Source organism: Mesorhizobium sp. B3-1-9 (assembly GCF_006439595.1).
Classification (GTDB): Bacteria; Pseudomonadota; Alphaproteobacteria; order Rhizobiales; family Rhizobiaceae; genus Mesorhizobium.
The window spans coordinates 34,479-55,580 of sequence record NZ_VFTJ01000016.1 but is presented as its reverse complement, the minus strand read 5'-3'; the positions used below and the strand labels follow the sequence as shown (position 1 = coordinate 55,580).

At 63.7% G+C, this 21,102-nt stretch carries 17 protein-coding genes; 2 read left to right on the top strand and 15 right to left on the bottom strand.

Annotation, left to right across the window (positions count from 1 at the left end):
- Positions 1 to 20: 20 nt before the first annotated feature.
- Entirely contained in the window at positions 21 to 1,319 is a 1,299-nt protein-coding gene (locus tag FJW07_RS23610; RefSeq protein ID WP_140858952.1) for an adenylosuccinate synthase, read from the bottom strand.
- A gap of 320 nt (positions 1,320 to 1,639) precedes the next feature.
- Here FJW07_RS23610 and FJW07_RS23605 point away from each other — a divergent pair, with 320 nt between their 5' ends.
- Complete coding sequence (locus tag FJW07_RS23605; RefSeq protein WP_140858951.1) at positions 1,640 to 2,539, top strand: DMT family transporter; 900 nt, start codon at positions 1,640 to 1,642, stop codon at positions 2,537 to 2,539.
- A 108-nt stretch (positions 2,540 to 2,647) separates the two neighbouring features.
- Here the strand turns inward: FJW07_RS23605 and serA are convergent, their stop codons facing one another.
- The 5 genes from serA to glmM form a co-directional block, all read right to left on the bottom strand.
- Positions 2,648 to 4,249, bottom strand: a complete 1,602-nt coding sequence (gene serA, locus FJW07_RS23600) for a phosphoglycerate dehydrogenase (RefSeq protein ID WP_140858950.1) — start codon at positions 4,247 to 4,249, stop codon at positions 2,648 to 2,650.
- 65 nt (positions 4,250 to 4,314) lie between these two features.
- Entirely contained in the window at positions 4,315 to 5,490 is a 1,176-nt protein-coding gene (locus FJW07_RS23595) for a phosphoserine transaminase (RefSeq protein WP_140858949.1), read from the bottom strand.
- Between the two features lie 194 nt (positions 5,491 to 5,684).
- On the bottom strand, positions 5,685 to 6,470 hold the full coding sequence (locus tag FJW07_RS23590; protein ID WP_140858948.1) for an outer membrane protein: 786 nt from the start codon (positions 6,468 to 6,470) through the stop codon (positions 5,685 to 5,687).
- Between the two features lie 201 nt (positions 6,471 to 6,671).
- Positions 6,672 to 7,511: an outer membrane protein gene (locus FJW07_RS23585; RefSeq protein ID WP_140858947.1), complete on the bottom strand. Its 840-nt coding sequence runs from the start codon at positions 7,509 to 7,511 to the stop codon at positions 6,672 to 6,674.
- Between the two features lie 220 nt (positions 7,512 to 7,731).
- Positions 7,732 to 9,084 (bottom strand): phosphoglucosamine mutase, encoded by a 1,353-nt coding sequence (gene glmM, locus FJW07_RS23580; RefSeq protein ID WP_140654936.1) that lies wholly within the window; start codon positions 9,082 to 9,084, stop codon positions 7,732 to 7,734.
- A 369-nt stretch (positions 9,085 to 9,453) separates the two neighbouring features.
- Here glmM and FJW07_RS23575 point away from each other — a divergent pair, with 369 nt between their 5' ends.
- Positions 9,454 to 10,314 (top strand): hypothetical protein, encoded by an 861-nt coding sequence (locus tag FJW07_RS23575; protein ID WP_140654933.1) that lies wholly within the window; start codon positions 9,454 to 9,456, stop codon positions 10,312 to 10,314.
- 493 nt (positions 10,315 to 10,807) lie between these two features.
- Here the strand turns inward: FJW07_RS23575 and ftsH are convergent, their stop codons facing one another.
- From ftsH to ybgC, 9 genes are all read right to left on the bottom strand, one after another.
- A complete protein-coding gene (ftsH, locus tag FJW07_RS23570) occupies positions 10,808 to 12,742 on the bottom strand; it encodes an ATP-dependent zinc metalloprotease FtsH (protein WP_140645850.1) in 1,935 nt (644 codons plus the stop codon).
- A 105-nt stretch (positions 12,743 to 12,847) separates the two neighbouring features.
- Entirely contained in the window at positions 12,848 to 14,224 is a 1,377-nt protein-coding gene (gene tilS, locus FJW07_RS23565; protein WP_246680854.1) for a tRNA lysidine(34) synthetase TilS, read from the bottom strand.
- Positions 14,218 to 15,387, bottom strand: coding sequence for a tol-pal system protein YbgF (ybgF, locus tag FJW07_RS23560; protein WP_140858946.1), 1,170 nt, complete (start codon positions 15,385 to 15,387; stop codon positions 14,218 to 14,220). The genes tilS and ybgF overlap by 7 nt, the downstream gene beginning before the upstream one ends.
- Positions 15,388 to 15,597: 210 nt before the next feature.
- The gene (gene pal, locus FJW07_RS23555; protein ID WP_126080754.1) at positions 15,598 to 16,104 is read right to left on the bottom strand and encodes a peptidoglycan-associated lipoprotein Pal; all 507 of its coding nucleotides are present in this window, start codon (positions 16,102 to 16,104) and stop codon (positions 15,598 to 15,600) included.
- A 417-nt stretch (positions 16,105 to 16,521) separates the two neighbouring features.
- Positions 16,522 to 17,808 carry a Tol-Pal system beta propeller repeat protein TolB gene (tolB, locus tag FJW07_RS23545; RefSeq protein WP_226892221.1) on the bottom strand — a complete coding sequence of 429 codons (1,287 nt, stop codon included), beginning with the start codon at positions 17,806 to 17,808 and terminating at the stop codon, positions 16,522 to 16,524.
- 66 nt (positions 17,809 to 17,874) lie between these two features.
- Positions 17,875 to 19,029 (bottom strand): TonB family protein, encoded by a 1,155-nt coding sequence (locus FJW07_RS23540; RefSeq protein WP_140858944.1) that lies wholly within the window; start codon positions 19,027 to 19,029, stop codon positions 17,875 to 17,877.
- A gap of 7 nt (positions 19,030 to 19,036) precedes the next feature.
- Complete coding sequence (gene tolR / locus FJW07_RS23535) at positions 19,037 to 19,495, bottom strand: protein TolR (protein WP_140645854.1); 459 nt, start codon at positions 19,493 to 19,495, stop codon at positions 19,037 to 19,039.
- 9 nt (positions 19,496 to 19,504) lie between these two features.
- Positions 19,505 to 20,215 carry a protein TolQ gene (gene tolQ, locus FJW07_RS23530; RefSeq protein ID WP_140645855.1) on the bottom strand — a complete coding sequence of 237 codons (711 nt, stop codon included), beginning with the start codon at positions 20,213 to 20,215 and terminating at the stop codon, positions 19,505 to 19,507.
- A 309-nt stretch (positions 20,216 to 20,524) separates the two neighbouring features.
- Positions 20,525 to 20,998 carry a tol-pal system-associated acyl-CoA thioesterase gene (gene ybgC, locus FJW07_RS23525; RefSeq protein WP_140704559.1) on the bottom strand — a complete coding sequence of 158 codons (474 nt, stop codon included), beginning with the start codon at positions 20,996 to 20,998 and terminating at the stop codon, positions 20,525 to 20,527.
- Between the last annotated feature and the right edge of the window lie 104 nt (positions 20,999 to 21,102).

The following is a 21,102-nucleotide window of genomic DNA, read 5'->3' as shown; positions in this document are numbered from 1 at the left end:
CGCCGGGAAGGGCTGTGAAACTAGTCTTGAAACGGATCGGTCACAAGTATTGTGTCGTCCCGCTCGGGGCTGGTGGAGAGCAGCGCCACCGGGGCGCCGATCAGCTCCTCGATATGGCGGACATATTTGACGGCTTGCGCCGGCAGATCATTCCAGCTTCTGGCGCCGGCCGTGGTTCCCTTCCAGCCTTCGAGCGTCTCGTAGATGGGCTCGACCCGCGCTTGCGCGCCCTGGCTGGCCGGCAGGTAATCGATCGTCTCGCCATCGAGCCTGTAGCCCGTGCAGACCTTGATCTCGTCCAGCCCGTCGAGCACGTCGAGCTTGGTGAGAGCGATACCCTTGATGCCGTTGACGGCGACGGCCTGGCGCACCAGCACGGCGTCGAACCAGCCGCAGCGGCGCTTGCGGCCGGTGACCACGCCGAACTCATGGCCGCGCGTGCCGAGGAACTCGCCGATCTCGTTCTTCTGCTCGGTCGGGAACGGTCCCTCGCCGACGCGCGTCGTGTAGGCCTTGGCGATGCCGAGCACATAACCGATGACGCCGGGGCCCACGCCCGAGCCGGCAGCCGCCTGCCCGGCCACGGTGTTGGACGAGGTGACGAAGGGATAGGTACCGTGGTCGATGTCGAGCAGCGTGCCCTGCGCGCCCTCGAACAGGATGCGCTCGCCGGCGCGACGCTTGTCGTCGAGCACCTTCCAGACGCGGTCCATGTAGGGCAGGATCTCGGCGGCCACCGAGGTCAGCTCCTGCATGATCGCCTCATGCGTCGCTTCCGCATGGCCGAGCCCGCGACGCAGCGCGTTGTGGTGCGTCAGCAGCCTGTCGACCTTCAAGGGAAGTGTTTCCAAATCCGCCAAATCCATCACCCGCACCGCGCGCCGTCCCACCTTGTCCTCATAGGCGGGGCCGATGCCGCGGCGGGTCGTGCCTATCTTGGTTCCGGAATTTGAGGCGGCGTCTTCGCGGAATCCGTCCAGCTCCCGGTGCAGCGACAGGATAAGCGCGGTGTTTTCGGCTATTTTCAGGCGCTCCGGCGTGACCTCCACGCCCTGCTCCTTGAGCTTCTTGGCTTCGGCGACGAAGGCATGCGGATCGAACACCACGCCATTGCCGATGATCGAAAGCTTGCCTTCCCGCACCACGCCCGAGGGCAGCAGCGACAGCTTGTAGACCTTGCCGTCGACGACCAGCGTATGGCCGGCATTGTGGCCGCCCTGGAAGCGCACGACCACATCGGCCCGTTCCGACAGCCAGTCGACGATCTTGCCCTTGCCTTCGTCGCCCCATTGCGAGCCGACGACCACCACATTGGCCATGTTCTTTTCCCTTGAAATGCCGCGCGGGCGGCCTGAAACGACAGGCCTCTATAGCGTCTAGCGCAGGCGGGCGCGACCCTTTCTTTGCCGCCGAAACCATCCTTGGAGCATGACCCCGAACCGAAGGTCAGCGAACCCAAAAAGCGGGAACCGGCTTTCGCAAGTGACCATGCTCCACACAGGAGTTGGATCAAAATGACGCCGCCGGCGAAACGTCAACCTGATCCAGGCACAACAAATTCCGGCTTTCGCATCATTTACTTGCCGCCGCCTCCACTCTAGGCCGGGCTGAACCCTCGAACACCGAGGCCGGAACCTTCATGCACCGAGCCGCCTATCTGTTCCTTCTGTCGACCATGCTCCTGTGGGGCGGCAATTCGGTGGCAGGCAAGCTTGCCGTCGGCCATGTCTCGCCGATGACGCTGGTGTTCCTGCGCTGGGTGATGGCGGTGCTGATCCTGCTGCCCATAGGCTGGCGGACGCTGCGCGAGGATTGGCCTGAAGTGCGCAGGCACTGGAGGTTGCTTGCCGGCCTCGGCGCCTGCGGCTTCACCATCTTCAACGTCATCTTCTACACGGCGCTCAACTACACGACCGCCATCAACGTCTCGATCGAGCAGGCAGCCATTCCGATCGTCATCATCCTTGCCAATTTCGTGCTGTTCAGGCTGCGCGTGCAGCCTCTGCAGGTCGTCGGCGTCGTCCTCACCATCGTCGGCGTCGCGCTGACCGCCAGTCATGGCGACCTCGGCCAGCTCTTGAAGCTCGATCTCAACTTCGGCGACGCCATCATGCTTGTCGCGGTGCTTTGCTACAGCCTCTATTCGGTGGGGCTGCGCCTCAAGCCGGCAATCCGCTGGCAGAGTTTCATGCTGGCGCTGTCGATCGCCGCGCTGCTGATCTCCGTGCCCTTCTTCGTCTGGGAGGTCGCATCTGGCCGCGTCATCGTGCCGGATGCGCGAGGATGGGCACTCACGCTCTACACGGCGCTCGGCGCTTCGGTCGTCTCGCAGGTCCTCTACATCAAGGGCAACGAATTGATCGGCGCCAACCGCGCCGGCCTGTTCATCAATCTGGTGCCGATCTTCGGCACGTTGCTTTCGGTGCTGATCGTCGGCGAGCAGTTTCAGGCTTATCAGGCCTTCGCGCTGGCACTTGTCCTCGGTGGCATTGCGCTTGCCGAGTACAGCGGCAGCCGAGCAGCGCTGCAGACGGGATGATGTCTCAAATCATGCGCCAAGCAGCCGCCGGGTGACGGCCATATCATAAATTAGCGGCCCGCCTGCTGCTGCAGGCGGGGCATTTCATGTCGGACGATGGATGATCGGCTACTCGACACCGACGTCGAAGCGAAGCCGCTTCGCCGAGTCGATCGACTTGTGCGCGCGCACCTGCTCCAGCACTTTTTCCGGGAAGGGCGCGTCGAGATAAAGCAGCGCGATCGCATCGCCGCCCGGCCGGTTGCGGCCGAGTTGGAAGTTGGCGATGTTGACGCCGTTCTCGCCGCACACCGTGCCGAGCAGGCCGATGATGCCGGGCGCGTCGGCATTGGTGGTGTAGAGCATGTGCTGGCCGACCTCGGCGTCGAGATTGATGCCCTTGATCTGGATGAAGCGCGGCTTGCCGTCGGAAAAGCAGGTGCCGGCGATCGAGCGCGTCCTGTGCTCGGTCTTGACGGTGAGCTTGATATAGCCGTCGAACACACCCGACTTGTCGCGCTTGACCTCGGCAACGATGATGCCGCGCTCCTTCACCATGATCGGCGCCGACACCATGTTGACGTCGGAGACTTGCGGCCGGATGAGGCCGGCAAGGGCGGCGCTCACCAGCGCGCGCGTGTTCATCGTCGCGGTCGAGCCGTCGAACAGGATCTCGACCTCCTTGATCGGATCCTCGGTGACCTGGCCGACAAAGGCGCCGAGCACTTCGGCGAGCTTGACGAAGGGTTTCAGCCGCGGCGCCTCCTCGGCGCTGATCGAAGGCATGTTGATGGCGTTGGAGACCGCGCCCTTTATCAGGTAGTCGCTCATCTGCTCGGCGACCTGCAGCGCGACATTTTCTTGCGCCTCGGTGGTCGAGGCGCCGAGATGCGGGGTCGCCACGACATTATCCATGCCGAACAGCGCGTTCTGCTCGGCCGGCTCGACCTCGAACACGTCGATGCCGGCGCCCGCCACCTTGCCGCTCTTCAGCGCCGCGACCAGGTCCGCCTCGACGACCAGCCCGCCGCGGGCGCAATTGATGATGCGCACGCCGTCTTTCATCTTGGCGATCGCAGCCGCATCGATGATGTTGCGCGTCTTGTCGGTCAGCGGCGTGTGCAAGGTGATGAAGTCGGCGCGGGCGAAGAGCTCGTCGAGCTCGACCTTCTGGACGCCGAGCTCCTCGGCGCGGCTGTCCGACAGGAACGGGTCGAAGGCGATCACATGCATCTTCAGGCCGACGCCGCGCGTGGCGACGATCGAGCCGATATTACCGCAGCCGATCACGCCCAGCGTCTTGCTGGTGATCTCGACACCCATGAAGCGGTTCTTTTCCCACTTGCCGGAATGGGTCGAGGCATTGGCTTCCGGTATCTGTCGCGCCAGCGCGAAGATCATCGCCACCGCATGCTCGGCCGTGGTGATCGAATTGCCGAAGGGCGTGTTCATCACGATGATGCCCTTGCGGCTGGCGGCCGGGATGTCGACATTGTCGACGCCGATACCGGCGCGTCCGACGACCTTGAGCCTGCCGGCGGCATTGATCAGTTTCTCGGTGACCTTGGTCGCCGAGCGGATGGCGAGGCCGTCATACTGGCCGATCACCTCGATCAGCTTTTCCTTGTCCTTGCCGAGGTCGGGCAAGTAGTCGACGTCGATGCCGCGATCCTTGAAGATCTGCACGGCGGTGGTGGAAAGTTTATCCGAAACGAGAACGCGGGGCGCCATCACGGCCTCCTTGAAGGGGATTGGATGTGTCGGAAAATGGTGGCGGCCGGAGGCCGCCACGGATTTCAGGCCGCTGCCTTGAGCGATGCCTTCTGCGTGGCGAAGGCCCAGTCGAGCCAAGGCAGCAACGCTTCGAGATCGGCGGTCTCTACCGTGGCGCCGCACCAGATGCGCAAGCCGGGCGGCGCGTCGCGGTAGGAGCCGATGTCGTAGGCGACGCCCTCCTTGTCGAGCGAAGACACGATGCCCTTGGCGAAGGCCGCCTGCCCGTCCGCATCGAGCGCCGCCACTTGCGCGTCGGTGAACGAAAGGCACACGGACGTGTTCGAGCGCGTCGCCGGATCGACGGCGAGGTGGCCGAGCCACGCCGACTTGTCGGCGAACCGGTCGAGCACCGCGGCATTGGCGTCCGCGCGGGCAATCAGCGCCTCGAGCCCGCCGATCGACTTCGCCCAGTGGAGCGCGTCGAGATAATCCTCGACGCACAGCATCGACGGCGTGTTGATGGTCTCGCCCTTGAAGATGCCCTCGATCAGCTTGCCGCCGGAGGTCAGGCGGAATATCTTCGGCAGCGGCCAGGCCGGCTTGTAGGTCTCCAGCCGGGCGACCGCGCGCGGGCTGAGGATCAGCATGCCATGCGCGCCCTCGCCGCCCAGCACCTTCTGCCAGGAAAAGGTGACCACATCGAGCTTTTCGAAATCGAGCCGCTGCGCGAAGGCGGCCGACGTCGCGTCGCAGATGGTCAGGCCCTTGCGGTTCGTAGGAATGAAATCGCCATTCGGCACGCGCACGCCCGAGGTCGTGCCGTTCCAGGTGAAGACGACGTCGCGGTCGAAGTCGATCTGGGTCAGGTCGGGCAGTTCGCCGTAGCCGGCCTCGATCTTGCGCATGTCGGCGAGCTTGAGCTGCTTGACGACATCGGTCACCCAGCCGGAGCCGAAACTTTCCCAGGCGACCATGTCGACGCCGCGCTCGCCGAGCAGCGACCACAGCGCCATCTCGACCGCGCCGGTATCCGACGCCGGCACGATGCCGATGCGGTAGTCCGCGGGAACCTTGAGGATTTCGCGCGTCAGCTCGATTGCCTGCTCGAGCTTGCTTTTGCCGATCTTGGCGCGGTGAGAGCGCCCGAGCGCGGCAGCTTTGAGCGCCTCGACCGACCAGCCGGGGCGTTTTGCACAAGGACCTGAAGAGAAATTGGGGTTTGCCGGACGGAGTCCGGGCTTGGTAAGCGTCGTCATCGTGGTCTATCCTTCCAGATAGTGGCCCCTCGTTGGGGAGGGGTGGCCCACGGACGGCGATATGCGCTTAGACCTTCGGCGTCAAGAACAAAGTTTTTGTCGCTGTCAGGATATTCCCTTCGACTGATGCTCGATCCGAAACGAAAACGGCGGGGCCTTCAGGACCCGCCGTCGAACCTCTGCGCCTACTCCGCTCACCAGAGATCGTAACGCAGCCCAAGCTTGATCTGATGGTTGCTGATGCCTTTGTGGACAGGGAAGGAATTCAGGCTTGCGGCCGTAACATATTCGGCATCGGGCGCGGAGAAATACTGATAGCCAAGATCGATCAGGACATTCTTCGAGACCTGGTAGGCAAGGCCGGCGTTCAATGTGTACGCCAAGGAATATTTCGTTTTGCTGCTGCGCTGAGAGAAGTCGTCGCTTGCGTCACCGTTGTCGGTGAAATAATCCGCCGAAAGACTGTATTTGCTTTGAACGATACCGATACCTGCGCCAACATAAGGCGTGACGCCGACATATGTGCCAAGGTCGACATAGCCGTTCAATATGCCTGAGAAGGCATAGTTCTTGAGGCTTCCAGCTCCCACGGTCGCCGTTGCCGGCGCCACCACGGTGGCTGTGTCGTCATAGCTGAAGCTGGCTTTGTTGCCGGGCAGGTAGCCGAGGTTGAGGTCGGCGCGGAGATAGTCATTGAAATGATACCCGAAGCCGACGCTCGCGAAATAGGCGTCCTCGCTCTCGCTGAAGCTGGCGCTGGCGATCGCTGACGGGAAGGTGAAATCCCCGTTTTTGAAGCTCTTCTGCGGCAGATAGGCGACATCGCCGCGCAGGTACCAGCCCGAGCCGACCTCGACCGGCTGGTAGTCCGGCGCCTGGTCGGCATAGACCGGCGGATCGTAGTCCGCCGCCAGCGCCGGCGTCATCGGCAACAGGATGGTTGCGGCAAGCGTCGACGCGATACGCGATCTGGATATCATGGTCCCCGGCTCCCGAAATTGGCGCCAACCGCGAACGCGGGCGCCGTTTCAAGGAGCCATTGTTAACCATAGTGGTTAAGTGCGGGTTAAGGATAACAGCCGGTTACCGAATTGATTTTGATTGGATTTAAGCGGTCATAGGAAAGCGAAGGCCGCCCGGCTGGCGCCGGGCGGCTTTAAAATTCCAGGACTAGGAAGCGATTACTTGGTGTAGATCGGTTCCGGCGGAACGTAAGGCTCCGGCGGCGGAGCGCAGTCGGACTGGCCGCCGAACTGGTAGCGGAGACCGCCGCGCACTTCATGCACGTTGATGCCACGATCGTAACCAGGGCCGACATTGCTGTCCGAAGCGTATTCGAACATCTTGCCGCCATTGATATGGCTGTAGCGGTAGCCGACGTCCAGCTTGACGCGTTCCGTCAGGCAGTAGGACGCACCGGCCATAAGGGCATAGGCAAAGCGCCAACCCTTGCCGCCGCGATGGAAAAAGTCGCCATCGTCGTCGCTGTTGTGAAGCGTATCCCACTTGACCCAGGCGCCGCCGATGCCGGCGCCGACATAGGGCGTGATACCATGCCAGGTGCCGATATCGATATAGGCATTGGCCAGAAGCAGCAGCGCCGAATAGGAGGACGTGTCGACGGAAGTACAGGGCACGCCGCCGCCGCAGAAGCCGACGGTCGAGCCGCGGAAGTTCGACTTGCTCATCCAGTCCGCAGTGAGATCGGTGCGGAAATACTGGTTCACCTGATAGCCGATACCGGCGCCCGCAGATAAGGCACCCTTGAGGGAGCCCGTGGCGAAGCTGCCTTGAGTCTGGGGCGCGGCCCCGTAAGTGATGTAGTCAGCGCCGCCGAAGCGGGACCAATGATAGTCGATGTCGCCGCGGATGTACCAGCCGCCGACATCGATCGGCTGCTGTTCGACGACCGGCGGCGGCGCCTCTTCGATTTGCGGTTCGGGGAGGTCGGCCGCGAAGAGCGGTCCGGCCAAGCCCGCGAACAGCGCGGCAAGCAATGCCATTCTTGCTGTTTTGAACATTCTGTCACCCCTAAGAAGCCTCGGGACGACATCGCCCGAAGATGATTGACCTCGGGTGTGGATAATGAATTGCAAAGGTTAAAAGCCGTTTAACCGTACCGATTAACCACGAATCTATACAATTTTAGAGGGAACCCCGTTGTCCGAACGGCCCGCCCGGCGACGAAAAAGCCCGCCTGGCGGCGGGCTTGAAGACCTTGTTGAAACCCGGCGGCCGGCTTCAGGCGGCGCTGCGGGTTTCCTGCAGGATGCCGACAATGTCGTTGACGACCGCTTCGACCAGTTGCGGATCGTCGCCCTCGGCCATGACGCGGATGAGCGGCTCGGTGCCAGAAGGCCGGATGACGAGGCGGCCGGACGTGCCGAGCCGGTTGCGCCCTTCCTCGATCGCCGCCTTGACCGGCGCTTCCTCCAACGGCTTGCCGCCCGAGATGCGGACATTCTTCAGCAGCTGCGGCACCGGCTCGAACTTCTTCGACAGCTCGCTGACCGGGCGGTTCTGCCGCTTGATGCAGGCCAGCACCTGCAGCGCCGAGACGAGGCCGTCGCCGGTGGTCGAGAAATCGGAAAGCACGATGTGGCCCGACTGCTCGCCACCGACATTCAAGCCGTGCGCGCGCATATGCTCGACCACGTAGCGGTCGCCGACCTTGGTCCGGTGCAGCTGCAGCTTCATGTCGCCGAGGAAGCGTTCCAGGCCGAGATTGGACATCACGGTGGAGACGACGCCGCCGCCGGCCAACCTTCCGCTCTGGTGCCAGGATTCGGCGATCAGCGCCATGATCTGGTCGCCGTCGACGATCGCGCCATTCTCGTCGACGATGACGACGCGGTCGGCGTCGCCGTCGAGCGCGATGCCGATGTCGGCGCGCACCTCGTGCACCTTCTTCTGCAGGCCGGCCGGATGGGTCGAGCCGCATTCCTTGTTGATGTTGAAGCCGTTCGGCTCGACATTGATCGCCACCACCTCGGCGCCGAGTTCCCACAGCGCCTCGGGCGCCACCTTGTAGGCTGCGCCGTTCGCGCAGTCGACGACGATCCTCAGGCCCGAAAGCGACATCGAGCGCGGCAGCGTGCGCTTGGCGAATTCGATATAGCGGTCATGCACGCCGTCGACGCGCTTGGCCCGGCCGAGCCCGTCGGAATCGGCGAGCGCCAGCTCGATGTCCTTGTCGAGCATGCCTTCGATGCGCTCCTCGATCTCGTCGGAGAGCTTGTACCCGTCGGGACCGAAGAGCTTGATGCCGTTGTCGTAGTAGGGATTGTGCGAGGCCGAGATCATCACGCCGATGTCGGCGCGCAATGAGCGCACCAGCATCGCGACCGCGGGCGTCGGTATGGGACCGAGCAGGAAGACGTCCATGCCGGCGGCGCACAGGCCCGCCACCATCGCGTTCTCGATCATGTAGCCGGAAAGCCGCGTGTCCTTGCCGAGCACGACGCGGTGACGATGATTGCCGCGCTGGAAGGAGAGCCCGGCGGCCATGCCGACGCGCATGGCGACCTCGGCCGTCATCGGAAATTTGTTGGCGCGTCCGCGGATACCGTCGGTGCCGAAATACTGACCTGCCATGTGCCTTACAGTCCCCGTCGGTTCTTCAGCCGCCCGTCTTGCCACAATTGGGGCCGCATCCGATCATCAAATTTCATGATTATATATTACCAATCCTTAGAAAAACATTGTCGCGGGCGGCGCAAGTGATTCGGCAGCCTATCACCACCTTTGACTTGCCGGCGCTACACCTGCCCATGCGAGGCTCTTCGGCGCCCTATCCACCGGCAAAGCTTGACTGGCGGCGAACCGGCAAGCAATTCATCACCTTATCGGGAGCAACACACTTTGTGACGGCGCCCACGCCGGAAGCATCTGGCGCAACCGGACATTGAGAGTTATTGATTTGGCATAGGGACACTTATTGGCGGCAGCAAGGGAGAAAACGCCATGCTTATTCATAGACTTGCAGCTTTGACGGGTATCACCGTCGCAACCTTGTTCCTGGCGGCGCCGGCCAACGCGCTGACCATGGCCGAGTGCAGCACCAAGTATAACGCGGCCAAGGATGCGGGAACGCTCGCTGGCCAGACCTGGAACCAGTACCGCAAGGCGCAGTGCGGCAGCGACGCTTCCGCCGCCACCGACACCAAGGCGGCGACAGACGCCAAGGCGGCGACCGATACGAAGGCCGCCGACACCAAGCCCGCCAAGAAGACGAAGGCGGCGGCCGCCGCTACCGACGACGCCGCCAAGGGCCTGAGCTCCAAGGAATGCAGCGCCAAATACCAGGCTGCGAAATCCGCCGGCACGCTGAACGGCATGAAGTGGAACGACTTCCGCAAGGCCGAGTGCGGCGCCGGCGCAACCGCCGCGGCGGCAACCGCGCCCGCCAAGACGGCCAAGACCTCGACCGCGGCTGCCGACGGCGGCAAGGGCCTGAGCATGGCCGAATGCAGCACCAAGTACCAGGCTGCGAAAACGGCGAACACGCTCAAGGGCATGAAGTGGAACGACTTCCGCAAGGCCGAGTGCGGCGCCGGCGCCGACGATGACGACACCGTGCCGGCTCCGACGGAAGCCACCTACACCAACGAGCCGGCGAAGCCGTCCGTCGCCGCGCCGAAGGGCGTCAGCTTCCCGAAGGCGATTTCGCCGAAATTCGCCACCGAGACCCCGGCCAAGGGCCGCATGCACACCTGCCTCGAGCAGTACTACGCCAACAAGGATGCCAACACGCTGAACGGCCTGAAGTGGATCCAGAAGGGCGGCGGCTTCTACAGCCTGTGCAATGCCAAGCTGAAGAGCTGATCGCCTAGTCTCTTCCAGAGAAAGGCCCGCGCATCGCAAGATGCGCGGGCCTTTTTGTTGGGTGCTCACAAAGGTCATACCCACGCTACAAGGAGGCTCGCCGTCGGCTACGCTTCCAATCTCCCCCTTTGTGGGGGAGATGTCCGGCAGAGGGGGCGAAGGATCGCTACTTTGCGGTCGTCATTCTAATGCGTGTCGCGCTGGAGCGGATTCAGGCTACGCGCTTTAAGGCGTTGCAACGGTTGAGAATTTTGCTTCGATGCGCCCTTCGGCTACGGTCACGGCAAGCCGGTCAGACTCGAGGATGGCGAAGAGAGGCCGGCGGGACAGCGCCCCTCTCTGCCCTGCCGGGCATCTCCCCCACAAGGGGGGAGATTGGCTGTCGCGCCGGGTTTCGCCAATTCACCAGCCGCGCCAGCTAAACCTTTGGCGCTCCCAAAACGAAAACGCCGCGGTTTGATCCGCGGCGTTTGTTTGTATCGTCTACCGAACCTCAGCCCTGCGGCTGCGGTTCCATGCCGCCTTCGGGCTCGGGGCCCTTCTTGCGGCGGCCGCCGGTGCCGGCCTTCGGCACGGCCGAGCCGCGGCTGGGCGGAGTGTCGTCGCCGAGGTCGCGGGCGGGCTTGTTGCCGGCGATCAGCTGCTTGATCTCGTCGCCCGACAGCGTCTCGTATTCGAGCAGCCCTTCGGCGAGCGCGATCCATTCCTTCTTCTTCTTGGTCAGGATGGTCTTCGCGGTCGAATAGGCGTCGTCGATCAGCCGGCGCACCTCGGCGTCGATGATCTGGGCGGTCTCTTCCGAGATGTTCTGCGTGCGCGCCACCGAATGGCCGAGGAAGACCTCTTCCTGGTTGTCGCCATAGGCGACGTGGCCGAGCTTGTCGGAGAAGCCCCAGCGCGTGACCATGGCGCGTGCCAGCTTGGTCGCCTGCTCGATGTCGGAGGAGGCGCCGGAGGTGATGTTCTCCTTGCCAAACTTGAACTCCTCGGCGACGCGGCCGCCCATCATGATGGCGAGCCGCGACACCATGTATTTGTAGCTCATAGAATAGCGGTCGCCTTCCGGCAGCTGCATGACCATGCCGAGCGCGCGGCCACGCGGGATGATCGTCGCCTTGTGCAGCGGATCGGCGGACGGCACGTTGAGAGCCAGGATCGCGTGGCCGGCCTCGTGATAGGCGGTGAGCTCCTTCTCGGCCTGCGTCATGGCCGACGAGCGGCGCTCGGCGCCCATCATGATCTTGTCCTTGGCGTCCTCGAACTCGGCCATGGTGACGAGCCGCTTGTTGCGGCGCGCCGCCATCAGCGCGGATTCGTTGACGAGGTTCATCAGATCGGCGCCGGAAAAGCCCGGCGTGCCGCGTGCAACCACCTTGAGGTCGACATTGGGCGCCAGCGGCACGTTGCGGACATGCACCTTGAGGATCTTCTCGCGTCCGACGATGTCGGGGTTCGGCACCACGACCTGGCGGTCGAAACGGCCGGGCCTCAGCAGCGCCGGGTCGAGCACGTCGGGCCGGTTGGTGGCGGCGATAAGGATGATGCTTTCGTTGGATTCGAAACCGTCCATCTCGACCAGCAGCTGGTTCAGCGTCTGCTCGCGCTCGTCATTGCCGCCGCCGAGGCCGGCGCCGCGATGGCGGCCGACGGCATCGATTTCGTCGATGAAGATGATGCAGGGCGCGTTCTTCTTGGCCTGGTCGAACATGTCGCGCACACGTGATGCGCCGACGCCGACGAACATCTCGACGAAGTCCGAGCCGGAAATGGTGAAGAACGGCACGTTGGCTTCGCCGGCGACGGAGCGGGCGAGCAGCGTCTTGCCGGTGCCGGGCGGTCCGACCAAGAGCACGCCGCGCGGGATCTTGCCGCCGAGGCGCTGGAACTTCTGCGGATCGCGCAGGAATTCGACGATCTCTTCGAGGTCTTCCTTGGCCTCGTCGACGCCGGCGACGTCCTGGAAGGTGACGCGGCCATGCGCCTCGGTCAAAAGCTTTGCCTTCGACTTGCCGAAGCCCATGGCGCGGCCGGAGCCTGATTGCATCTGGCGCATGAAGAATATCCATACGCCGAGGATCAGGATCATCGGCAGCCACGAGATCAGATAGCCGAACAGCGAATTGGAGCCGTCGGTTTCGGGCTTGGCGGTGATGGTGACGTTCTTGTCCTGCAGCCTGGAGACCAGCGACGGGTCGCCGGGCGAGTAGGTCTGGAAGCCATTGGCGTTGTCCGTGTAGTTGCCGAAGATGCGGGCGCCGGCGATGGTCACGCTCTTGACCCGGCCGGACGCGACATCCTGCAGGAACTGCGAATAGGCGATATCCGTCGTGGCACCGCGCGTCTGGGGCGTCTGGAAAAGATTGAACAGGGCGATGAGCAGGACCGCTATGATCGCCCAGAGCGCGAGGTTGCGATAATTCGGATTCATCTATTGTCCCGTTGGGGTCCCGCGTACGGACCCGCGATGATGGAGAAGCTTGGGCCTAACATAGGGAGAGCGCCTCCCCTTGCCAAGCAGAACAGCACGTATCGGTTAAGCTTTCGCCCACCCTCGGCCGCCATCATGGCCGTGGAATGGCGGCGCCGGCGGCGGCGGCGCACCGACAAGGGCCGCGGCGGCGGCGGCGAGCGCGAGATCGAAGGACGGCAGGAAGCGGGCGAAAGGGGCTACCACTGGGACCATCGAGATCGCCCGCGGGCCGGCATCGCCGCCAGTGAAATCAAGGCGTTCGTCTCCAGACCACAGCGCGGGCTCCGCGGCAAGCGCGGCGCGCGAAAGGCTTGGTGGGATATCCTCGCTCAAAGGCGCTTTCCTGGCGGCGGCGGACCCCAGCGGCGCGATCACCAAGCCGTCCGGCCCGTCTTTCAAAGTGATGCGTCGCCGGTTGTCCCAAAGCTGGTTATCCGACGGCGGCAGGGCGGCGGGCAGGTTGCGGTTCTCGCGGCGCAGGAAAATGCCGGTTCGGCGCGCGTCGACCACCGTCCGCGACAATGTGGCGCAAAGCGGAGCCGACCGCAGGCGGAAAAGCAGCGCGGCGCAGCGCGCCTCGTCGGCGAGGAACGACACGCCGCCGACAGCGGCCAAAAGGATGCGCAGCGCATAGAGGGCGGCTTGGCCATCCTCATGCTCGGTAAACTCGCGGTCGAGGCGGATGAGGCCCGGAACCGGCCTGTCGGCAAACGCGTCGATGAGCATGGCGGCGCGTCGACCGATGTCGTGGCGCTCGAGAGCCGCCTGCTGCGACCGTGCCAACGCTTCCGCGATCCGCCGTTCGCCATCACCCTGCCCAAGCTTTGCCCGCACGCGCGGCCGCTCGAACCGGATATCGACATTGGTAGGGTCCTCGATCCAGCCGATGTCGCGAGCCCGCAGCATCTCGCGCAACACCGCGCGCCTGATGCCTAGCAGCGGCCGGACGATCCATGTCCGCCAGTCGTGCAGCGTGGCGGGCGCCATGCCGGCAAGGCCCCGGCCTTCCTCGTCACGGGCCTGCCGCATCAGCACCGTCTCGGCCTGGTCGTCGGCGGTATGGCCGGTCAGGATCAGCTTGATGCCTTCGGGGCCGGCCGCTTCGGCAAGCAGCCTGTAGCGTGCCTCGCGCGCGGCGGCCGGCAGACCGGTCGCGGGCTTGTCGCCGCGCCAGGGAAGAATGCGATGCGCGATGCCGCGCTCGGCGCAGAAGCGTTGAACGAACCGCGCCTCGGTGGCCGAGTCCGGCCTCAGGCCATGATCGATGGTCACCGCGAGCAGCCTGGCGGCCAATGCGGTCCGGTTGAGGTGATCTTTGAGGAGAAGGAGAAGGGCGGTCGAGTCGCTGCCGCCGGACACGGCCGCAACGGCGCCGGTCGAAAGATCTAGGTCGGAGAAAAGGTGGTCTGAAAGGTGAGTTTTGGTATCGGGCGTCAGCACGCCGCCAGCGCCTTTTCCTGCTTGATGCGTTCCTTGAGCGCGCCGGAAACATCGGGATAGCGCTTGCCGATCTCGCTGAAGGTGGCGCAGGCCACGTCGTTCTGCTTCAGGCCGACCAGCGAAACGCCGAGCTTGAGCAACATGTCGGGCGCCTTCTTGGCCTTCGGGTATTCCTTGCTGGCGGCGAGGAATATCTCGGCCGCGTCACGGTATTTCTGCTGGCCGAGCAGCGACTCGCCCAGCCAGTAATGCGCATCCGCCGCCTTGGCGTCCTTGGGGAAGCGCGAAATATGATCGCGAAAACCCTGCTCGGCGGTCGGGTAATCGCCCGACAGGATGAACTGGTAGGAGTTGCGGTAGAGCTCGTCGGGATCGTTGGTCGACGGCAGCGCGGCAACTTGCGTGTCGCCGGCCTTGTTCTTCTTGGCCGGCGTCTCGGCGGAAGGAGCGCTTGCGGTGGCCGCCGGGGCTTCCGCCGGCGCGCCGGCCTGCGGGCCGGTCTCGGCATTGACGACATTGCCGTTCTTGTCGACGGTGATGGTGCCGAAATTCTTCGGCGGCGCGCCGGTGATCAGCTTGCCGGGATCGCCGGTCTGCGATTCCACGATGACGTCGCCGACGCTTTTGCCGCCGCTGTCTTGCCCGCCGGTGTCGGCCGGCGCCTGCGTCGCCGGAGCCTGGGCGACGCTGTTGTCGGTTCCGGCGTCGCCGGTGCCGGATTGACCGGTGCCCGCATCGCCGAGATTGGTGTTGCCGTCGTTGCTGTTCCCGTCCTGGGGCGCGGCTTCCGATTTCTTCTGCCCGGCCGGCTTGGCGCCTCCTTGCGAACCGCCCTCGAGCTGCTGGAAACGGAACTCATTGTCTTCCTGCTGCTTGCGCATCTGTTCCTGCATCTGCAGGATCTGGAAATTGAGCTCCTCGATCTTGCCGTTCATCTGGCGAAGCTGGTCCTCCAGACCAGTCATGCCAGCGCCGCCATCCTGCTGCGCGATCTGCGCCTGTTCCGGCTTCTTCTTGTCGCCGAAGATGCCAAGCGTCGGCAGATGGAAGGTGAACCCGCTGTCGGAGGCCCGCCCGGCACTGTCGGCCGAGGCGGCAAGGCTTGGGAGGCTTGATACGAGCAGCAGCGCAAGCGTGCCGCTCAGGACCGTTCTGAAATGCATTCTGTCTCTCGCGGTGGGTGTTGGCCTGATGCGCCTTTCCAAATCAAACAGTGGGAGAAAGCGCCCTCGCGCTCATAGCAGGACGCGAGACTTCGGCCAAATTTTGTTTCAATCCGTTGCAAATGAAAAAGGCGGCCCTGAGGCCGCCTTTCATTTTGGGATGTTGTATTTTTGTCGCCTGGGACGCCTGGTGCCCTTGGCGAAAATCGATCAGGAGCCGGCGCCGGAAAGCGTGGTGACGGCGCGGCGGTTCTGCGACCAGCAGGAGATGTCGTCGCAGACCGCGACCGGACGCTCCTTGCCGTAGGAGATCGTCTTCAAGCGGCCAGCGGAGACGCCCTTGGAGACCAGGAAGTCGCGCGTGGCGGCGGCGCGGCGGGCGCCCAGCGCCAGATTGTACTCACGCGTGCCGCGCTCGTCGGCATGGCCTTCGATGACGATCGCGTACTGGCGGTACTGGTTGAGCCACTGCGCCTGGCGGGCCAGCGTGGTCTGCGCATCGGCGCGGATCGACGAGGAATCGGTATCGAAGAAGATGCGGTCGCCGATGTTGACGGTGAAGTCCTGCGCCGAACCCGGCGTAGCGGCGCCGGCACCGTTGAGGCCGAGATCGGCCGCGCTGTTCGGGGTCTTCTTCGAGGCGCAACCGGTAATGGCGAGAGCCGCCACCAGCGCGATCATGGCCGGGTTTCGGGTAAGTGCTGCGATACGGCCCATGCCGCCTCTCCTTCGCATTCGAGTGATTTCGTTGATCACCCAGTAACCACGTTTGGGTTAACCGGCATTCAAGAAACACGGTTAATGTTTGGTTTCGAGCCGCCGTCCGCGACTGCTTGGCCCCACGCTTTCCAAGGGGCGACATTGCGCGCGGACCCTAGGCGGAAATGCGGCCAAAACATGAAAAAAGAGGGAATTGGGGAACTGGAGAATTGAAGAACTGGAGAAACAGGTCACTTCAGCGACCCTCTGAGATTCACCAGCATTGCGTAGGTCTGGTTGTAGGATCGCAGCCACTCGTCAAACCGTGCCTTCGAAATGTGCCCGAGGTTGAAGGCGTAAGAGATCCATGTCTCGACTTCGCTGGCGCGTCCAACGTAGCGTTCCTGCTTCTTCAGTTCTCCAGTTCCCCGCCCCTCACTCCAAAAGCGGCGACCACGCCGGGTCCGATGCATAGTTCGCGGTCGGAATCTGCTGTTCGTTGCGGCCGGTGAGATCGACCGAGACCAGCTTGGGACCGCCGGCGGTGTCGCGGAAGAACATCAGCACGCGACCATTCGGCGCCCAGGTCGGACCCTCCTGCTGGAAGCCGGAGGACAGGATGCGCTCGCCCGAGCCGTCGGTCTTCATGACGCCGATCTGGAATTCGCCGCCGCTCTGCTTGGTGAAGGCGATGAGGTCGCCGCGCGGCGACCAGACGGGCGTCGAATAGACGCCGTCGCCGAAGGAGATGCGGTGCGGATTGGAGCCGTCCGCGCCCATGACGTAAATCTGCGAACGGCCGCTGCCGCCGCCGCGGTCGGAGGTGAAGACGATCTGCGAGCCGTCCGGCGAATAGGAAGGAGAAGTGTCGATCGCGGTCGAATCGGTGAGCCGCGTCGTCGAACGGCTCCTCAGATCCATGGCGAAGATGTTGGAATTGCCGTCATCGCGCAGCAGGCTCATGATCACCTTCTGGCCGTCGGGCGAAAAGCGCGGCGCGAACGTCATGCCGGGGAAGTTGCCCACCAGCTCGCGCTGTCCAGTCTCGATCTGCAGCAGATAGACCTTCGGCTGCCCGCTTTCATAGGACATGTAGGTGATTTCCTGCCGGTTCGGCGAGAAGCGCGGCGTCAGAACGATCGCGCGGCCGTCCGACAGGTAGCGCACATTGGCGCCGTCCTGGTCCATGATGGCGAGCCGCTTCTTGCGGGCGTTCTTGGCGCCGGACTCGTCGACGAAGACGACGCGGGTGTCGAAATAACCCTTTTCGCCGGTGATCTTCTCATAGATCGCATCGGCGATGATGTGCGCGACACGGCGTTGGTTGGCGTCGTTGGCGAAAAACTGCTCGCCGGCCAACTGCTGGTTGCCGAAAATATCCCACAGCCGGTACTGGGCGCGAATGCGGCCATCCGCCTCCTTGCTCACGCTGCCGGTCACCAGCGCCTGCGCATTGATGACCTTCCAGTCGTCGAAACGAGGCTGGGCATCCGGATTCGTGATCTTTTCGACAAAGGCGGCCTTGTCGATCGGCGCGAACAGTCCTGACCGCTTCAGGTCGGCTGCGACGATCTCCGATATCTGCGGTCCAAGCCCTCCCTGAAAGTCAGGGATGGCGATCGGCATCGGCTCGACATTGCCTTTGTTGACGTTGAGCTCGAGGGTTGCTCGGGCAGGCAAGGTGACGGCAGCATTTATGCCCATCGCCATCGCGGCGACCATCAGGAGCGGCTTGAGGATGGATTGCATGTCTTCTCGCTTCTCTTGCTGATTTCTCGGACGCTCAGGCTAAAGACCGAGCATCGCTCTCGGGTCGAAGTTGACGCGAACGTCGGACCATATGTCTTGCTTCCCGGCGGGAACCTGCAGTCCGGCGACGTCGCATTTCTGCACGGCGCGAACCGCGCTGGCGTCGAACTGAGGGTTGCCGCTGGACTTCTCAACGGTCGGGCGGCCCTCCAGCTTGCCGGAGGCATTCAGGTTGAAACGGATGACCACGGTGAAGTTCTCGGAACCTTCGAGGCCCACCGGAAGGGTCCAGCAACCACCGAGTTGATCCTCCAACGCCCCCTGCTCCGACTTGGAGAGCTTCTGGCCCTGGTCCTTTTCGCCGCCGAGCGAGGCCTGCTGGGTCGAGCGCTTGGCGCCGCCGCCGGACGGCTTCTGCTTATCGAGCAGGGCCGTTATCTCGTCGGCGTTGAACTGCTTCTCGTCTGACTTCGGCTTCGAGGAAGCCTCCTTGACCGGCTTTTCCGCATCCTTGCGATCCGGCGCCTTGGCGCTCTCGGCCTGGGCCGGCTGCGGCTTCGGCCGCGCTTCCGGCGCTGGCGCCGAATCCGGAAGCTTTGCCTCTTCCGTCGGCTGATCCTGCGAGATCGCCTCTGCGACGGCGTCAGGCTTGACCTCTTCCTTTTGGATGGCCGCGGTCTTGTCCGGCTGCGGCGCGGGCGTCGGTTCCTTGGCTGGTGTCGGCTTCGGCTCCGTCTGCTTGACCGGCTCGGGCTTGACTTCTTCCTTCGGCGTCGGCGTCGGGGCTACCTCGGTCGCCGGGGTCGGCTTCGGCTTCTCCTGCGGCTTCGGCACGTCCTCGACCGCGGGCTTCTCGGTCGGCGTCGGCGCGGGCGGCGGCGCCGCTGTCTTCTCGACCGGCTTCGGCTTGGCTTCGTCCGTCACCGGCTTGTCGGTATCGACGGAGTTCTCGCCGACCTTCCGGGCGTCGGGCACGACATCGGGACGCTTGGTCGGCAGCGGTGCCGGCTTGTCATGCATGACCGCCTTCTTGTCGCCCTGCAGCGTCTGTGCCACGGCTTCCATCGGCACGATGTCGACCGCCACCGACTCCACGTCGCTGGCAGGCATGGCCGGCGGCGACGACAGCGTGAACAGCCCGAAGGCCAGCGCCACCGCATGCAATATCACCGAAGAGGTGAGGCCGGTCCGCATTGGGCGTCTATTGATCCTGTTCCTGCAGCGAGACCAGGCCGATATTCTTGTAGCCGGCCGCCGAAATGCGAGCCATGACCTTCATCGCCGTGCCATAGTCCGTCGACTTGTCGCCACGGATGAAGATGCGCTCGTCATAGCCGGTCTTGGAAATCGCCTGCAGCTTGGCTACCAGTTCCTCGATCGGAATCTCAGTCTCCTGCAGGAAAATCTTGCCCGCGGCGTCGATCGAAACGGTGATCGGCTGGGTGTCGACATTCATCGCCTTGGCCTGCGTGTCCGGCAGGTCGATCGGAACCCCGACGGTGAGCAGCGGCGCCGCGACCATGAAGATGATCAACAGCACCAGCATCACGTCGACCATCGGCGTGACATTGATTTCGGATATCAGGGCATGGTGACGGCCACGCCGCCTATGGCCGCGCCCGCCTCGCCCCATGCCACCTGCGCCTGCAGACATCCCCATGATCGTTCCTCAGGTCTTCTGCGCTACTTTTTCATCGATTTGGCGCGAGAGTATGGCGGAGAACTCGTCCGCGAACCCTTCCATGCGCACGCCGAGTTTGTTCGCGTCCGATGACAGCTTGTTGTAGGCGATGACCGCGGGAATGGCCGCGAGCAGGCCGATCGCGGTCGCCAGCAGAGCCTCGGCGATACCCGGCGCCACCACCGAGAGGCTGGTGTTCTTCGAGGCGGCGATCGCCTGGAACGACGTCATGATGCCGATGACGGTGCCGAACAGCCCGATGAAGGGTGCGGCCGAGCCGGTGGTGGCGAGGAAACCGAGGCGACCCTCCAGCTTCTCCATTTCGCGCGTCAGCGCCAAGTCCATCGCCTTGTCGATGCGGGTCTGGAGCGCCAGCGCCGATTTCGCGCCCTTTTCGAAACTCTTCTTCCATTCGCGCATGGCGGCGACGAAGATCGCGCCCATGCCGGTGGTCTTGCGGTCGGCCAGCGTCCGATAGAGTTCTTCAAGCGATTGCCCGGACCAGAAGATCTGCTCGAAGCGGTTCAGTGCCAACTTCATCCTGCCATAGGCGACGAGCTTGTCGATGATGATGGCCCAGGTCCAGATCGAGGCGCAGAGCAGGCCGATCATGACCAGCTTGACCACCCAGCCGGCCTGCATGAACAGCGCCCAGATCGATAAATGCGCTGCCGGATCGGCGAGTGCGATGTTTTCCATGACTTAAGTCCTTAAGATTATCCGGGCATCGCTGGCGGCTGGCCCATGGCATCCCTTTGGTCCGATCGCGCGAAGCGTGAAGCTTGCGGGCTACGCCCCGAATGCACCGTTTCGCGGCCTTTTCGAGGCAAATATTGGTGAAAGGAAGGCGCACGGATTGCGCCAATCTTCGCCAATTCCTTCATGAACCGTTATGGTTAAGGATGGGTTAGGACGTAAGGCGCGGCGCATTGCCGCGCATGGCTGCAGCCGTCCGGCCACAGGAGCCGTCTGGTTATCGGCTTCGAGATTGTGCCGGCAACCGAAGGGTCAGGCCTTGGCCCTTGGCATAAAGGCGGCGACCCATTCCTTCGGGAAACGCTTTGGCCGGCCGCTTTCGCCGACGATCGCCGCTTCGACCCTGGCCTCGACCAGCACATCGCCGCCGCGCTTCAAATGCTGGCCCATGAAGATGCGGGCGCCGGAAATGTCGTCGGTGCGCGTGTCGATGGTCAGGACATCGTCCATGCGCGCCGGCGAACGGAAGTCGATCTCCATGCGCCGCACCACCCAGACGATGCGCTCGCCATGCTTGCCGTCCAGGAGTTCGGTGTGGTGGACGCCGGTCAGCCGCAGATAGTCGGAGCGGCCGCGTTCGAGGAATTCGAGATAGCGCGCATGATAGACGACGCCGGAGAAATCGGTGTCGGCATAGTAGACCCGGGCCATCAGCCGATGGCCGAAATCCGTCAGCGCGCCGGAAAGCCCGGCGCTCAGCGCCGCCGATTCACCATGATCGTCCATCGCGCTTTCCTTTTCAGGCCCGAACAGGCACCTAAAGCCCTCGGGCCCTAGGCATTTTTTCTATGCGTGTCGTTATCCCAAAACCGCTGCACACTTTTGGGCGA